11 protein-coding genes are annotated in these 15,892 nt (G+C 60.9%); 5 read left to right on the top strand and 6 right to left on the bottom strand.

The genetic code is table 11. The features are described 5' to 3' along the window. Positions 1-159 precede the first annotated feature (159 nt). Positions 160-1,623, bottom strand: a complete 1,464-nt coding sequence (locus FBY10_RS04795) for a glyceraldehyde-3-phosphate dehydrogenase (protein WP_131698946.1) — start codon at positions 1,621-1,623, stop codon at positions 160-162. A 340-nt stretch (positions 1,624-1,963) separates the two neighbouring features. Here FBY10_RS04795 and mfd point away from each other — a divergent pair, with 340 nt between their 5' ends. Genes mfd through FBY10_RS04780 form a run of 3 tightly spaced genes read left to right on the top strand, consistent with a single transcriptional unit; the run spans position 1,964 to position 8,694 of the window. Then, positions 1,964-5,413: a transcription-repair coupling factor gene (gene mfd / locus FBY10_RS04790; protein WP_145334841.1), complete on the top strand. Its 3,450-nt coding sequence runs from the start codon at positions 1,964-1,966 to the stop codon at positions 5,411-5,413. An 11-nt stretch (positions 5,414-5,424) separates the two neighbouring features. Next, positions 5,425-5,991, top strand: coding sequence for a CsiV family protein (locus FBY10_RS04785; RefSeq protein WP_145334843.1), 567 nt, complete (start codon positions 5,425-5,427; stop codon positions 5,989-5,991). Positions 5,992-6,000: 9 nt separating this feature from the next. Further along, positions 6,001-8,694: a DEAD/DEAH box helicase gene (locus FBY10_RS04780; protein ID WP_145334845.1), complete on the top strand. Its 2,694-nt coding sequence runs from the start codon at positions 6,001-6,003 to the stop codon at positions 8,692-8,694. 61 nt (positions 8,695-8,755) lie between these two features. Here FBY10_RS04780 and nagZ read toward each other — a convergent pair whose 3' ends face one another. Continuing rightward, a complete protein-coding gene (gene nagZ / locus FBY10_RS04775) occupies positions 8,756-9,766 on the bottom strand; it encodes a beta-N-acetylhexosaminidase (RefSeq protein ID WP_145334847.1) in 1,011 nt (336 codons plus the stop codon). Between the two features lie 136 nt (positions 9,767-9,902). Continuing rightward, the gene (locus FBY10_RS04770) at positions 9,903-10,610 is read right to left on the bottom strand and encodes a TetR/AcrR family transcriptional regulator (protein ID WP_131698942.1); all 708 of its coding nucleotides are present in this window, start codon (positions 10,608-10,610) and stop codon (positions 9,903-9,905) included. 263 nt (positions 10,611-10,873) lie between these two features. On the opposite strand from FBY10_RS04770, the gene lexA reads away from it, so the two are divergent. Continuing rightward, the gene (gene lexA / locus FBY10_RS04765; RefSeq protein WP_003172575.1) at positions 10,874-11,482 is read left to right on the top strand and encodes a transcriptional repressor LexA; all 609 of its coding nucleotides are present in this window, start codon (positions 10,874-10,876) and stop codon (positions 11,480-11,482) included. A gap of 10 nt (positions 11,483-11,492) precedes the next feature. Beyond that, positions 11,493-11,966: an SOS-induced cell division inhibitor SulA gene (sulA, locus tag FBY10_RS04760; protein ID WP_131698941.1), complete on the top strand. Its 474-nt coding sequence runs from the start codon at positions 11,493-11,495 to the stop codon at positions 11,964-11,966. A gap of 83 nt (positions 11,967-12,049) precedes the next feature. Here the strand turns inward: sulA and FBY10_RS04755 are convergent, their stop codons facing one another. From FBY10_RS04755 to topA, 3 genes are all read right to left on the bottom strand, one after another. Continuing rightward, positions 12,050-12,283 (bottom strand): hypothetical protein, encoded by a 234-nt coding sequence (locus FBY10_RS04755; RefSeq protein WP_010212068.1) that lies wholly within the window; start codon positions 12,281-12,283, stop codon positions 12,050-12,052. A 116-nt stretch (positions 12,284-12,399) separates the two neighbouring features. Next, positions 12,400-12,921 carry a DUF6586 family protein gene (locus tag FBY10_RS04750; protein ID WP_131698940.1) on the bottom strand — a complete coding sequence of 174 codons (522 nt, stop codon included), beginning with the start codon at positions 12,919-12,921 and terminating at the stop codon, positions 12,400-12,402. A 247-nt stretch (positions 12,922-13,168) separates the two neighbouring features. After that, entirely contained in the window at positions 13,169-15,790 is a 2,622-nt protein-coding gene (gene topA / locus FBY10_RS04745) for a type I DNA topoisomerase (RefSeq protein ID WP_145334849.1), read from the bottom strand. Positions 15,791-15,892 lie beyond the last annotated feature (102 nt).

Below are 15,892 nucleotides of genomic sequence, written 5' to 3'. Positions count from 1 at the left end.
ACCGCTATCGGGGGCAGGCCCCCTCCCACCTTTCGACGTGTGAATACATTCAAATGTGGGAGGGAGCTTGCTCCCGATGAGGCCCTGATCGACAACACAAAACCTGCAGCCATAAAAAAGCCCCGAACCAGTCGGGGCTTTTTCATTCAACGCAGATGCTTAGCGCGGAAACGCTGGCGGGTTAACCCCAGCCATGTCTTCCATCACGCGAACCACCTGGCAGCTATAGCCGAACTCGTTGTCGTACCAGACGTACAGTACAACGCGGTTGTCCTGGGTAATGGTCGCTTCCGCGTCCACCACACCGGCGTGGCGCGAGCCAACGAAGTCGGTGGACACCACTTCCTGGGAATTGACGAAGTCGATTTGCTTATGCAGATCGGAGTGCAGCGCCATGTAGCGCAGGTACTCGTTCATCTCTTCACGGGTAGCGGCTTTCTCAAGGTTCAGGTTGAGAATGGCCATCGACACGTTCGGCGTCGGCACACGGATCGCGTTACCGGTCAGCTTGCCGGCCAGCTCAGGCAGGGCCTTGGCAGCGGCGGTGGCAGCACCGGTCTCGGTGATGACCATGTTCAGCGCGGCGCTGCGGCCACGGCGATCGCCCTTGTGGAAGTTGTCGATCAGGTTCTGGTCGTTGGTGTACGAGTGAACGGTTTCAACGTGGCCGTTAACGATGCCGAACTTGTCATTCACAGCCTTGAGCACCGGCACGATGGCGTTGGTGGTGCAGGAAGCGGCGGACACGATCTTGTCGTCAGCGGTAATTTCGCCGTGGTTGATGCCGTGCACGATGTTCTTGAGCTTGCCTTTGCCAGGCGCGGTCAGCACGACACGATCGATACCCGGGCACGTCAGGTGCTGGCCCAGGCCTTCGGCATCACGCCATACACCGGTGTTGTCCACCAGCAGGGCGTCCTTGATGCCGTACTGGGTGTAATCCACCTCGGTCGGGTTCTTCGCGTAGATCACCTGGATCAGGTTACCGTTGGCGGTGATGGTGTTGTTTTCTTCGTCGATGGTGATGGTGCCGTTGAACGAACCGTGTACCGAATCGCGGCGCAGCAGGCTGGCGCGTTTGGTCAGGTCGTTCTCGGCGCCTTTGCGCACCACGATGGCACGCAGGCGCAGGCCGTCGCCGCCACCGGTTTTTTCGATCAGGATGCGCGCCAGCAGGCGGCCGATACGACCGAAGCCGTACAGGACAACGTCGGTGCCTTTGCGGGCAGCGGCGTTTTGCTGGCCAACCACATCGGCCATTTCTTCACGCACGAACTGCTCGGCGGTACGGCCGGCGCCTTCCTTGCGGAATTTGTAGGCCAGCTTGCCCAGGTCTACCGAAGCCGCGCCGAGCTTGAGCTCGCTCATGGCTTTGAGCAGGGGGAATGTTTCGTGGACGGAGAGTTCGCTGTCGTCGGCAGAACGATGGCGAGCAAAGCGATGCGCCTTGAGAATCGCGATGACTGATTGGTTGATCAGGCTGCGGCCATAGATCGAGCTCACCACATTGTTATTGCGGTACAGCTGACCGATAAGCGGGATCATCGCTTCTGCGAGTGCTTCACGGTCGATCCATTCACCAAGACACTGGTCGGGCTTCTGAGTCACGGGAACCTTCCACATGTAGGGGCTGAAAAAAGGGGCTACATTATGTCGTCCGACCGCCCGTTGAGCAATGCGCCAACCCCAACAAAAAGCCCTTGCAAAAAAATACCACCCCGCTACAGGCCAGGAAACACGCGGGTTTCAGAAGGCCACCAATGGCGCACTGCCCCCAACTTGTCCGTAACTCTCCGAAACATCCGTGCAAAACGGCACTACATAATGAGTCAAAAGGCCGCTTTGTTTGTCTTAGCCACTACATTTCCTACAAACCGTAATAGGCTCAGTCAGCAACTGACAGGCGGCACCTCGGGCCGTTACAATTACCGACTTTGTCGCAACGCTTGGAGCTCAACCTTCCGTGCCCGTTCTGCGTCTACCGCTTCTCCCTGCCGCGGCAGGTAAACAGCACTGGGGCAATCTGCCCGGTGCAGCCCTGAGCCTGGCCATTGCCGAGGCTGCCAGCGCAGCCAAGCGCTTTACCCTGCTGCTCACCGCCGACAGCCAAAGCGCCGAACGGCTGGAGCAGGAGCTGAGCTTCTTCGCCCCCGATTTGCCGGTGCTGCATTTTCCCGACTGGGAAACCCTGCCCTACGACCTGTTCTCGCCGCACCAGGACATCATCTCCCAGCGTATCGCCAGCCTGTACCGCCTGCCGGAACTGGCCCACGGCGTTTTGGTGGTGCCGATCACCACCGCCCTGCACCGCCTGGCGCCGACCAAGTTCCTGCTGGGCAGCAGCCTGGTGCTGGATATCGGCCAGAAGCTCGACGTGGAGCAGATGCGCACGCGCCTGGAAGCCAGCGGCTACCGCTGCGTCGACACGGTGTATGAGCACGGTGAATTCGCCGTGCGTGGTGCACTGATCGACCTGTTCCCGATGGGCAGCAAGTTGCCGTACCGCATCGACCTGTTCGATGACGAAATCGAGACCCTGCGCACCTTCGATCCGGAAAACCAGCGGTCCATCGACAAGGTCGAGTCCATCAAGCTGCTGCCGGCACGGGAATTCCCGCTGCAAAAGGACGCAGTCACGCGCTTCAAGGCACGCTTCCGGGAACGCTTTGATGTGGACTTCCGTCGCTGCCCGATCTTCCAGGACTTGAGCAGCGGGATTACCCCGGCGGGCATCGAGTACTACCTGCCGCTGTTCTTCGACGAAACCTCGACCCTGTTCGACTACCTGCCCCAGGACACCCAAGTGTTCTCGCTGCCGGGCATCGAGCAAGCCGCAGAAAACTTCTGGAACGACGTGCGCAACCGCTATGAAGAGCGCCGCGTCGATCCCTCCCGTCCTCTATTGCCGCCCGCCGAGCTGTTCCTGCCGGTGGAAGACTGCTTCGCCCGCCTGAAAAACTGGCCGCGCGTGGTCGCCAGCCAGCAGGATGTGGACGCCGGCAGCGGCCGCGAACGTTTCCCTGCGGCGACGCTGCCGGACCTGGCAATCCAGGCCAAAGCCACGCAACCACTGGAAGCACTCTCGAACTTCCTCGGCGACTTCCCCGGCCGCGTGCTGTTCACCGCCGAGTCCGCCGGGCGCCGTGAAGTGCTGCTGGAACTGCTGGAACGCCTGAAGCTGCGGCCGAAAACCGTCGACAGCTGGCCGGATTTTGTCGCCAGCAAAGAGCGCCTGGCGATCACCATCGCGCCATTGGACGAGGGCCTGCTGCTGGATGACCCGGCCTTGGCGCTGATCGCCGAGAGCCCACTGTTCGGCCAGCGCGTGATGCAACGTCGTCGCCGTGAAAAACGCGCCGACGCCAACAACGACGCGGTGATCAAAAACCTCACGGAACTGCGCGAAGGCGCGCCGGTGGTGCATATCGACCACGGCGTCGGCCGCTACCTCGGCCTGCAGACCCTGGAGATCGACAACCAGGCCGCCGAATTCCTCACCATGGAATACGCCGAGGGCGCCAAGCTCTACGTGCCAGTGGCGAACCTGCACTTGATCGCCCGCTACACCGGCAGCGACGACGCCCTGGCGCCGCTGCACCGCCTGGGTTCCGAGACCTGGCAGAAAGCCAAGCGCAAGGCCGCCGAACAGGTGCGCGATGTCGCCGCTGAACTGCTCGACATCTATGCCCGTCGTGCGGCGCGCGAAGGGTATGCCTTCGCCGACCCAAAAGCCGACTATGCCACCTTCAGCGCCGGCTTCGCCTTCGAAGAAACCCCGGACCAGCAAACCACCATCGAAGCGGTGCGCGCCGACATGCTCGCGCCCAAGCCGATGGACCGCCTGGTCTGCGGCGACGTGGGCTTCGGCAAGACCGAAGTGGCCATGCGCGCCGCCTTCATTGCTGTACACGGCGGCAAGCAAGTGGCGATCCTGGTGCCGACCACCCTGCTCGCCCAGCAACACTACAACAGCTTCCGCGACCGCTTTGCCGACTGGCCGGTGACCGTGGAAGTGATGAGCCGCTTCAAGTCCGCCAAGGAAGTGAATGCCGCCGTCGCCGACCTTGCCGAAGGCAAGATCGACATCGTGATCGGTACGCACAAGCTGCTGTCGGACGATGTAAAGATCAAGAACCTGGGCCTGGTGATCATCGACGAAGAACACCGCTTCGGCGTGCGTCAAAAAGAACAGCTCAAGGCCCTGCGCAGTGAAGTCGACATCCTCACCCTCACCGCCACGCCGATTCCGCGCACGCTGAACATGGCCGTGTCGGGCATGCGCGACCTGTCGATCATCGCCACACCACCGGCACGGCGCCTGTCGGTGCGCACCTTCGTCATGGAGCAGAACAAAAGCACGGTCAAGGAAGCGCTGCTGCGGGAATTGCTGCGCGGCGGCCAGGTGTACTACCTGCACAACGACGTAAAAACCATCGAGAAATGCGCCGCCGACCTTGCCGAACTGGTGCCGGAAGCACGTATTGCCATCGGCCATGGGCAGATGCGCGAACGCGATCTCGAACAGGTGATGAGCGACTTCTACCACAAGCGCTTCAACGTGCTGATCGCCTCGACCATCATCGAGACCGGCATCGACGTGCCGAGTGCCAACACCATCATCATCGAACGGGCGGACAAGTTCGGCCTGGCCCAACTGCACCAGCTGCGCGGCCGGGTTGGGCGCAGTCACCACCAGGCGTATGCCTACCTGCTGACGCCGCCCCGCCAACAGATCACCGGGGACGCCGAAAAGCGCCTGGAAGCGATCGCCAACACCCAGGACCTGGGCGCCGGTTTTGTCCTGGCCACCAATGACCTGGAAATCCGCGGCGCAGGCGAACTGCTGGGCGATGGCCAGAGCGGGCAGATCCAGGCAGTCGGCTTCACCTTGTATATGGAGATGCTTGAACGCGCGGTGAAAGCCATCCGCAAGGGCGAGCAGCCGAACCTCGATCAACCCCTGGGCGGCGGCCCGGAAATCAACCTGCGCTTGCCGGCGTTAATCCCCGAAGACTACCTGCCGGATGTGCATGCACGGCTGATCCTGTACAAGCGCATCGCCTCGGCCACCGACGAAGAAGGCCTCAAGGACCTGCAGGTGGAGATGATCGACCGCTTCGGCCTGCTGCCCGAACCGACCAAGAACCTGGTGCGCCTGACCCTGCTCAAATTGCAGGCCGAGCAGCTTGGGATCAAGAAAGTCGACGCCGGGCCCCAGGGCGGGCGTATCGAGTTCGAAGCGCAGACACCGGTGGACCCACTGGTGCTGATCAAGTTGATCCAGGGCCAGCCCAACCGCTACAAGTTCGAAGGGGCTACGCTGTTCAAGTTCATGGTGCCGATGGAACGTGCCGAAGAACGCTTTAATACATTGGAGGCGCTGTTCGAGCGCCTCATCCCGAAATCTGTTTGAAGGACGCCCCAATGCGCCTGTTCCGCATTCTGAGCCTGTTATTGGTGGTATTCGCGCCTTCGGCATTTGCCGACAGTCCGTACCAGGTGGAAATGATCCTGATACGCCAGAACGCGGAGCCGGCGCTCAACAGCCGCGCTGCGCCGGAAAACTGGGATGAAGGCGCGCAGCGGTTGGGCGACAGACTGAGCCCGCCGCGCTTGAACAATATCGTCGACAAACTCAACGCCGATAACAGCTTCACCGTGCTGGCGCACAAGGCCTGGGAACAGAACCTCGGCGAGCAGCCGGTCAAAATCGCGATCACCGACGGCCAGGAGCAGTTCGGCCAGTTCCCCATCGAGGGGGTGTTGAGCCTGCAACTGGGGCGTTTCACGGATATCGATGCGGACTTTTGGCTCAACACGTTCGACAGCAACGGCAGCGTGGTGGCCAGCGAACACCTGAGCCAGAAAGACGTGCGCACCAAGAACAACCAGCTCAACTACCTGGACGGCGGCCACCTGGCACTGTTGATCAAGATCACTTCGCTGACCGCCAAGCCACCCAGCGCCCCCCCGCCCGACATTCAGGACTGATCCAGCGCCATGCCCCTGACGTCGTCGCTGACCAAACCCCTGGCCCCTTCGTGGGCCAATCGCTTCAAAGAGCAAAGCCTGGAGCGCGGGCGACGCTACGCCCTGGAAAACCGTGTGCGCATCGTCGAGTCCGGCGACAGCACCATCATCGCCAGTTGCGAAGGCTCGGGGGGCAACGTTTACCGGCAGACCATCTCATTGCGCGAATCGGCCAAGGGCGCGCTGATCCTGGTGGACAGCCGCTGTACCTGCCCGGTGCACACCAACTGCAAACACATCGCGGCGGTGCTGCTCAAGGTCCAGGAAACCCTGGCCTACCCGGCAGCCGCCCAGGATGCCGAGTTACTGGAAAAGCTCCAGGCCGTGCTGGATAACCGCGTAGTGTTGCCGCAGGTGGTGATGGAAGACGTCGTGCCCGTGCCGCGCCTGTGGCTGGCCAGCGTCGAGTTCAGCGCGTTTGAACCGCGCAACGGCAAGATGCAGCGCTATATCCAGCACCGTGCGGCGCTGTCGTTCAACTATTTGGGCAACTATGTCAGCGGGCAAAAGAACGCCGACATCATCGTGCGCCAGGAAACCCAGAGCCTGCGCATCAAGCGCCACCCCGAGCTGGAGCAACCCTATCGCGAGCAACTGCGCGTGCTCGGTTTCAAGATCGCCACGCGCCAGAGCAAGGCATTGCCGGAAAGCGCCGGCGAACTGTTCGAGATGGTCAATGACAGCGCCTGGCTGAACTTCACCCTCAATGCATCGCCGACCCTGCGAGCAGAAGGTTGGGAGCTGCAGATCGATGAAGACTTCGGTTTTGACCTGAGCGCCGTCGACGACTGGTACGCCACCGTCGATGAAGGCACGGAGCGCGACTGGTTCGACCTGGAGCTGGGGATTATCGTCAACGGTGAGCGCCTGAGCCTGCTGCCGATCCTGCTCAACCTGATGCGCTCCCACACCGAGATCCTCAACCCGGAGAAAGTTGCCCGGCGCCGCGACGACGAACTGATCCTGGTGAATATCCCCGGCCTACCCAATGGCGGTCACGGCCCGCTGCAAGTAGCTCTGCCCTACGGCCGCTTGAAACCGGTACTGGCCACCCTCGGTGAGTTCTACCTGCAGGAGCCCGGCACCACCACGCTGCGCATGGCCAAGGCCGACGCGATTCGCCTCAACCCGCTGGAAGACCTGCCCCTGCAATGGGAGGGCGGCGAGAAAATCCGCAACTTTGCCCAGCGCCTGCGGGACATCAAGGACTTCACCTGTGTGGCGCCCGAAGGCCTGAACGCGACCTTGCGGCCTTATCAACTGGAAGGTTTGAGCTGGATGCAGTCGCTGCGCCAGCTGGAGGTGGGCGGCATTCTTGCGGATGACATGGGCCTGGGCAAAACCCTACAGACCTTGGCGCATATCCTCAGTGAAAAGATCGCCGGGCGCCTGGACCGGCCGTGCATGGTGGTGATGCCCACCAGCCTGATCCCCAACTGGCTCGACGAAGCGGCGCACTTCACCCCGCAACTCAAGGTCCTGGCGCTGTACGGTGCCACGCGCAAAAAACACTTCGCCAGCCTGCAAGACTACGACCTGCTGTTGACCACCTACGCGCTGCTGCCCAAGGACATCGAACAACTGGCCGCCCTACCCTTGCATGTGCTGATCCTCGATGAAGCCCAGTACATCAAGAACCCTTCCAGCAAGGCTGCCCAAGCCGCGCGCGAGCTGAATGCCCGGCAGCGCCTGTGCCTGAGCGGCACACCGCTGGAAAACCACCTGGGCGAGTTATGGTCGCTGTTCCACTTCCTGCTGCCGGGCTGGCTGGGTGACGTCAAAAGCTTTAACCGCGACTACCGCGTTCCCATCGAAAAACGCGCCAGCGAGGTACGACTGCAGCACCTCAATGGTCGGATCAAACCCTTCCTGCTGCGCCGTACCAAGGAACAGGTGGCCACGGAATTGCCGCCCAAGACCGAGATCATTCACTGGGTCGACCTCAATGAAGCCCAGCGCGATGTGTACGAGACCATGCGCCTGGCCATGGATAAGAAGGTCCGTGACGAAATCACCCTCAAAGGCGTAGCGCGCAGCCAGATCATCATTCTTGAAGCGCTGCTCAAGCTACGCCAAGTGTGCTGCGACCTGCGCCTGGTCAACGACGCCACCCTGCCCGCCCGTGGCAGCACCTCGGGCAAGCTCGACAGCCTGATGGAAATGCTCGAAGAGCTGTTTGAGGAAGGTCGTCGGATCCTGCTGTTTTCCCAGTTCACCTCGATGTTGAGCCTGATCGAAGCCGAGCTTAAAAAACGCGGTGTCGCCTACGCCCTGCTGACGGGCCAGACCCGCGATCGGCGCACCCCCGTGAAGGATTTCCAGAGCGGCAAGTTGCAGATTTTTCTGATCAGCCTGAAGGCAGGCGGTGTGGGCCTGAACCTGACCGAAGCTGACACCGTGATTCACTACGACCCTTGGTGGAACCCGGCCACCGAAAACCAGGCCACCGACCGTGCGTACCGCATCGGCCAGGAGAAGCCGGTGTTCGTGTACAAGATGATCGCGCGGGGCACGGTGGAGGAGAAAATCCAGCACCTGCAGAAGGAAAAATCCGACCTGGCGGCGGGCGTGCTGGATGGACGTACGACGGGGGATTGGCAACTGGGCAACGACGATATCGAGGCGTTGTTTGCGCCGCTGCCTAATAAGCAGGAAAAGCGCTGAAAAACATACCTGACGCGCCCCATAGATACCGTCTTATCCAACACCGCGTAAATCCGTAGCATCAGTCGATGAGTTGAGCGGCTCTCAGAGCAGCCAGGGCCGTCAACCAACGTGGATCTTGCTTGTAGTCCGTCGAAGCAATCGCCTGGCCGCGCATACGTGCAATTCTTGCCGACGGCGTAACCTTCATCCGCTGGGCCGCAATGAGTGCCAGTTCAGCCGCCGCACGGTCGTTGCACACCAGCCCCATGTCGCAACCGGCGGTCAGCGCCGCCTCGATCCGACTGGCCGCGTCGCCGACCACATGGGCACCGGCCATCGACAGGTCATCGCTGAAAATCACCCCATCGAACTGCAACTCGCCGCGCAGGATGTCCTGCAACCAGCGGCGTGAGAAGCCGGCGGGCTGCACATCCACCTGCGGGTAGATAACATGCGCTGGCATCACTGCCGCCAACTGCTTGCTCAGGCGTGCGAAAGGCACCAGGTCATTGGCCCGAATCTGTTCCAGGCTGCGTTCGTCATTGGGAATCGCGACGTGGGAATCGGCCTCGGCCCAGCCATGGCCTGGGAAGTGTTTACCGGTGGCGGCCATGCCGGCGCTGTTCATGCCACGGATAAAGGCTCCGGCAAGCACAGCCGCGCGCTCGGGATCGCCTTCGAAGGAACGGGTGCCGACCACGGCGCTGCGCTGGTAGTCCAGGTCCAGCACCGGGGCGAAACTCAGGTCCAGGCCGACCGCCAGTACTTCAGTGGCCATAATCCAGCCGCATTGCTCGGCCAGGTACTCGGCGTTGGGGTTGTCCGCCAACGCGCGCATGGCCGGCAGGCGCACAAAGCCCTGGCGCAGGCGTTGCACACGACCGCCTTCCTGGTCGACCGCCAGCAGCAGGTCCGGGCGCACCGCACGAATCGCCGCGCTCAATTCCCGCACCTGGCGTGGATGCTCGATATTGCGTGCAAAAATGATCAGGCCACCGACTTCAGGCTGGCGCAACAGGTGACGATCCTCGGCCGTCAGCCAAGTGCCAGCCACGTCGACCATCAAAGAACCTTGCAGGGCAGCAGTCATAAACCTTCCTTAAATAACGCACACAACCCGCGGCCCTCACCAGGCGCAGTGAGAACAACAGGTTGCGAGTAAATAGCTGAATTCGGCATGGGCGGCTAGCTTAGCGGATGCAAGCGGTCGCGCACACCCGGAGCGGTCAAACCTTGGCGGGAGCTGGCGCGGATTTGCTGCGTGGGCGCAATTGGGCGGCCGCCATGGCCGAGTCGGTCACGCCGGTTTCAGCACGCATTCCGGCGGCAAGGAACGGCACCATCAGGCGCATGACCTGCTCAATGGAGGTATTCACGCCGAAATCGGTCTCGGCAATCGCACGCAACGCCTTGATCCCGGACATGCTGAATGCGGCCGCACCGAGCATAAAGTGCACGCGCCAGAACAGTTCGATAGGCGGAATACGCGGGGCAGCTTCGTTCACCAGCAACATATAGCGGCGGAAGACCTTGCCGTACATGTCTTCCAGGTAACGCCGCAAGTGGCCCTGGCTCTGGCTGAATGCCAGGCCCAACAGGCGCATGAAGATCGACAGATCGTTGCCGCTGCGCGGTTGAACCACCAGCGCTTGCTCCACGAGCATTTCCAGCAGGTCTTCCAGGGTGGGCTTGTGGTCAGCCTTGGCCTGGCGGCGCTCGAGTTCACGGTCGAGGCTCGCACAGAACGGCCCCAGGAAGCGCGAGAACACCGCCTGGATCAGGGCCTTTTTTGAGCCGAAATGGTAGTTCACTGCGGCGAGATTGACCCCGGCTTTGCTGGTGATCAGCCGCAATGAAGTTTCAGCAAATCCTTTTTCCGCGAACAATTGCTCAGCAGCATCGAGAATGCGTTCAACGGTTTCCGACTGGGCCATGGATACTCCGCCTGACAAACACTTGTTTGAAACATACGTTTCAGGGTGTGTCTTGTCAAGCCTGCAAGTTCGCTTTCCGGCCGGGCAGTCATCTATTTCATCGCTATTTAATCACAGACTCCCAGGTCTGTAGGCAGTGCCATCTCTGCTTTGTAGGACAGCTAACGAATGACCGTCCGGCGGCGTCGTAGAAAAGGATGATTGCCAAGCGCAGTTCACTGTATATAATCCCAGTCACTGTATAAAAAGACAGAGCGATCAACATGCTAAAACTGACGCCACGCCAAGCTGAGATTCTGGCTTTTATCAAGCGCTGCCTCGATGACAACGGCTATCCGCCGACGCGAGCGGAAATAGCGCTGGAACTGGGATTCAAGTCCCCCAACGCCGCCGAAGAACACCTCAAGGCCCTCGCTCGCAAAGGCGCGATCGAGATGACCCCGGGTGCTTCGCGGGGCATCCGTATCCCTGGCTTTGAAGCCAAGGCCGACGAATCGACACTGCCAATCATCGGTCGCGTAGCCGCCGGTGCGCCGATCCTGGCGCAGCAGCACGTCGAGGAGTCCTGCAACATCAACCCGACCTTCTTCCATCCGCGTGCCGACTACCTGTTGCGGGTACATGGCATGAGCATGAAGGACGTGGGCATTTTCGATGGCGACCTGCTGGCCGTCCATACTACCCGCGAAGCCCGTAATGGCCAGATCGTCGTCGCCCGTATCGGCGATGAAGTCACCGTCAAACGCTTCAAGCGCGAAGGCAGCAAGGTCTGGCTCCTGGCCGAGAACCCTGAGTTCGCCCCGATTGAAGTGAACCTGAAAGATCAGGACCTGGTGATCGAAGGCCTGAGCGTCGGCGTCATTCGCCGCTAAAGGAGGCATCATGCAGCTCGTGCACACACCCCAACACACACAACTGTCGCTGTTCGAGGCCTTTATGGCCCAACCCCTTGCGCCCATCCTCAAGGAAACGGTCGAGGCGCCCTGGAGCGCCGAACCTGAGGCGTTCAGTGAACTGTCGTTGCGCGGTGCGGCCGGGAGCTGCCTGAGTCTGCTGGCGCCGATCCTTCGCGACCTGAGCGAAGAACAGGATGCACGCTGGTTGACGCTGATCGCCCCGCCCGCCAGCCTGACCCAGGCTTGGCTGCGGGACGCAGGCCTTAACCGCGAGCGCATCCTGTTGCTGCAGCCACGTGGCACGCAAAGCGCTCAGCAACTGACCTGTGAAGCGTTGCGCCTGGGCCGTAGCCACACCGTGGTCAGCTGGCTCAATCCGCTGAATGCCACTGCCAAGGCACAGCTGATCAGCGCTGCACGTACAGGCGATGCGCAGAGCTTGAATATTCGATTGGGGTAATTCGGTGCGCCGCAGGCTATCCCTTTAGAGGGGGCCTGTTGTGGTGAGCGGGCTTGCCACAACAGCGAACCCACTTGCCACACTCAGTGAAGAACGCGCGGACCGTCTTCTTTCTCCGGTTCGCCTTCTGCCAGGCGACCTGCCATCTGCACACCAACGCTCAACATGGCTTTTGCCACTTCCACGTGCTGGCCCTGCAGGAACACCTTGGCGTCCTCGGAAAAATCCAGAATAACCAGAGAACCTTCGTCCTCAGCCCGGCGCAGCTCGATTCGGCCGTCAGGCAACTCAACAATTTCCAGAAAGGACGTCGGCATAAAAGTCTGTTCTCCACGAAAGGCCGGGATTATATCAGTCATCCTCCCGGCTTCGTTGAGGATCTGAAGAGGTTTCTTTACGGCTTGATGAACGGTGCCGTGAATCCGACCAACGTTCAGCACTCGTTCAAACCTTCACGAAAGCGCAACGCCATCTTTTTCAGCTCCTGACGCCAGCCTTCCAGCTCCTCCCGGCTCAGGGGCTTGGGTTCTTCCTCTTCCAGCGCTACCGCTACGATCAACGGTTGAGTGACGTCGCCCTTAGGTACATGGGGAATGCGTGGCGGCTGGAACATGTCCGCATGGGCCTTGAGCAGACGCGCGACCCAGCTGTCGGGGCTCTGGGTCATTTCCACCAGCTCAGCCAGCTCAGGGATCGCCATGCTTTCCAGCACTTCACGGCTCATGATCATTTCCGCACGGGGCGAACCGGCCTGAGGCAAGCGGTAGAACCCGGCGATCTCATGGCACAAGCCCAGTAACGCACCATACAAGTGGAACAATGCCGCTTCACGCCCGGCCTGAACCAGCGCAATCGCGTTCATCTCCTTCCCCTCCTCGGCACGGCCAAGGGCTTCCAGGGACAAACCCGCGAAGTAAATTTTCTGGTTGGTACGGGTATAGAGTTCGTTGGCCATAACGGCAATCTCCACAACGAATAAGCGTGATGCTGGCTGAACAGTGTCACGGATCAGCCGAGCCTACTGCAAGTGCAATAAACCGCTGCTTATGCGGGTCAAAACTCGACTTTCAGATCCAGACAGATCCAAATGTGGAAGGGGGCTTGCCCCCGATAGCGGAGCATCAGTCATACACATGTCGACTGATATACCGCTATCGGGGGCAAGCCCCCTCCCACACTGGACCTTCAGCGCCTCCGACGGATCAAGCCCCCTGGCGCTTGTCCTCGACCTTCCACTTGCCACCGTCGTAGAACGCTTTCCAGCCGGTAGGCTTGCCGTCCACTTCGGTCTGCACGTACTGCTCCTTGGTCTTGCGGCTATAGCGGATCACGGCTGGGCGACCATCCGGGTCCTTCTTTGGCGCTTCACACAGGAAGTGGTACTTCGGATCGATCTCGTCCTTGTGCGGCACGATCTCCAGCACCAACGGCGCTCGGGTCTCGCGGTTTTTCGGGAACTGGCTGGCCGCCAGGAACAACCCCGAAGCACCGTCACGCAGGATGTAGGTGTCGTTGACCTTCTCGCACTTGAGTTCCGGCATCTTCACCGGGTCCATCTTGGGCGGGGCCGCGTCACCGCTTTTCAGCAGTTTGCGCGTGTTCTTGCAGGTCGGGTTGGTGCAACCGAAGAACTTGCCGAAGCGGCCGGTCTTGAGCTGCATCTCGCTGCCGCACTTGTCGCATTCCAGGCTCGGGCCTTCGTAGCCCTTGATGCGGTAGCTGCCCTCTTCGATCTCGTAGCCGTCGCAATCCGGGTTGTTACCGCAGATGTGCAACTTGTGCTTCTCGTCCAGCAGGTAGGCGTCCATCGCCGTGCTGCAGATGGGGCAGCGGTGCTTGCCACGCAGTACCAGCGACTCGGACTCACCCTCGTCGTCTGCCGCAATTTCATCGCCCGGCACCAGGTTGACTGTCGCCTTGCAGCGCTCTTTCGGTGGCAGGCTGTAGCCCGAGCAACCGAGGAACACGCCAGTGGACGCAGTACGAATCTGCATCGGGCGGCCACAGGTCAGGCATGGGATGTCGGTCATCACTGGCTGGTTGGCACGCATGCCGCTCTCAGGGCTTTCGGCCACTTCGAGTTTTTTCTTGAAGTCGCCGTAGAACTCGTCGAGCACGTTTTTCCAGTCGCGCTCGCCCTGGGCCACGTCATCGAGGTTCTCTTCCATACCGGCGGTAAAGCCGTAGTCCATCAGGTTGGAGAAGCTCTCGGACAAGCGTTCGGTGACGATGTCGCCCATCTTTTCCGAATAGAAACGACGGTTGTGCAGCGCGACGTAGCCACGGTCCTGAATGGTGGAGATGATCGCCGCGTAGGTCGAAGGACGACCGATACCGCGTTTCTCCATCTCTTTCACCAGGCTGGCTTCCGAATAACGCGCCGGCGGCTTGGTGAAGTGCTGGGACGGGTCGAGCTTGATCAGCTTCAACGTGTCGCCCTGGGCCATGTCCGGCAGCACATCGTCGTCGCCGGGCTTGGCGATCTGCGGCATCACGCGGGTGTAGCCATCGAACTTGAGGATACGGCCCTTGGCGCGCAACTCGAAGTCGCCAGCGCCGACGCTGACAGTGGTGGACAGGTATTGCGCCGGTAGCATCTGGCAAGCCAGGAACTGGCGCCAGATCAGCTCGTAGAGGCGCTCAGCGTCGCGTTCCATACCACTCAGCTTGCTTGGCTCGGTGTTGGCGTCGGAAGGACGAATCGCTTCGTGAGCCTCCTGGGCGCCTTCTTTGCTGCTGTAGACGTTCGGCTTCTCCGGCAGGTACTTCTTGCCGAATTCGCTTTCAATATAGGTACGCGCCATTGCCACCGCGTCTTGCGACAGGTTGGTGGAGTCGGTACGCATGTAAGTGATGTAGCCGGCTTCGTACAGACGCTGGGCCATCATCATGGTTTTCTTCACACCGAAGCCCAGGCGGTTGCTCGCGGCCTGTTGCAGGGTGGACGTGATGAACGGTGCCGACGGCTTGCTGCTGGTCGGTTTGTCTTCGCGCTTGACGATGCTGTAGCTGGAGGCCTTGAGCTTCTCCAGCGCGGCCATGGCCTGGGATTCGTTAAGCGGCTTGAACGCCTCGCCTTTCTCACGGGCCACTTCGAAGCGCACGTTGGCGCCCTTGGCAGTGCCCAGGTCGGCGTGAACTTCCCAGTATTCCTCGGGGTTGAACGCACGGATCTCACGCTCACGCTCCACCACCAGCTTGACCGCTACCGATTGCACACGGCCGGCGGAGAGGCCACGGGCGATCTTGGCCCACAGCAGCGGCGAGACCATATAACCCACGACGCGGTCGAGGAAACGGCGGGCCTGCTGGGCGTTGACACGGTCGATATCCAGCTCGCCCGGCTTGGAGAAGGCTTCCTGGATGGCTTTCTTGGTGATTTCGTTGAACACCACACGCTTGTAGCGGCTGTCATCACCGCCGATGGCTTCCCGCAGGTGCCAGGCAATGGCTTCCCCTTCGCGGTCCAAGTCCGTTGCGAGATAGATGGTGTCGGCATCTTTGGCGAGCCGGCGCAGCTCTTCGATGACCTTTTCCTTGCCCGGAAGGATTTCGTACTTGGCCTTCCAGCCATGATCCGGGTCCACACCCATGCGCGAGACCAGCTGCTTGCGCGCTTTCTCTTTAGGCGTGAGCACCGGACCTTCGCCCGCAGCCGCCTTGCCGCGCTTGGCGGCAGGCTCCTTGCTGGCGCTAGCCGAACCGCTGGTGGGCAGGTCTCGGATATGGCCGATACTCGACTTCACCACGTACTCGTTGCCCAAGTACTTGTTGATGGTCTTGGCCTTAGCCGGGGATTCCACAATGACCAGCGATTTGCCCATGGATCGGAAAATTCCTGAATTCGAGAAGTGAAAGGCAGTTGGCGCCTGACGCGGCAACGCTATATATAGTGGCAACAAGGTGAGGTCAAGCGCAGCATTCTG

Origin of the sequence: Pseudomonas sp. SJZ103, assembly GCF_007828335.1 — a bacterium.
Lineage (GTDB): Bacteria > Pseudomonadota > Gammaproteobacteria > Pseudomonadales > Pseudomonadaceae > Aquipseudomonas.
This window is presented reverse-complemented; position numbering and strand designations above follow the sequence as displayed.

Excerpts from the sequence above, each read along its gene's own strand:
- FBY10_RS04780 (WP_145334845.1), top strand. The coding sequence starts at position 6,001 with ATGCCCCTGACGTCGTCGCTGACCAAACCCCTGGCCCCTTCGTGGGCC.
- FBY10_RS04750 (WP_131698940.1), bottom strand. The coding sequence starts at position 12,921 with ATGGCCAACGAACTCTATACCCGTACCAACCAGAAAATTTACTTCGCG.
- FBY10_RS04795 (WP_131698946.1), bottom strand. The coding sequence starts at position 1,623 with ATGTGGAAGGTTCCCGTGACTCAGAAGCCCGACCAGTGTCTTGGTGAA.
- FBY10_RS04770 (WP_131698942.1), bottom strand. The coding sequence starts at position 10,610 with ATGGCCCAGTCGGAAACCGTTGAACGCATTCTCGATGCTGCTGAGCAA.
- FBY10_RS04755 (WP_010212068.1), bottom strand. The coding sequence starts at position 12,283 with ATGCCGACGTCCTTTCTGGAAATTGTTGAGTTGCCTGACGGCCGAATC.
- FBY10_RS04785 (WP_145334843.1), top strand. The coding sequence starts at position 5,425 with ATGCGCCTGTTCCGCATTCTGAGCCTGTTATTGGTGGTATTCGCGCCT.
- nagZ (WP_145334847.1), bottom strand. The coding sequence starts at position 9,766 with ATGACTGCTGCCCTGCAAGGTTCTTTGATGGTCGACGTGGCTGGCACT.
- lexA (WP_003172575.1), top strand. The coding sequence starts at position 10,874 with ATGCTAAAACTGACGCCACGCCAAGCTGAGATTCTGGCTTTTATCAAG.
- sulA (WP_131698941.1), top strand. The coding sequence starts at position 11,493 with ATGCAGCTCGTGCACACACCCCAACACACACAACTGTCGCTGTTCGAG.
- topA (WP_145334849.1), bottom strand. The coding sequence starts at position 15,790 with ATGGGCAAATCGCTGGTCATTGTGGAATCCCCGGCTAAGGCCAAGACC.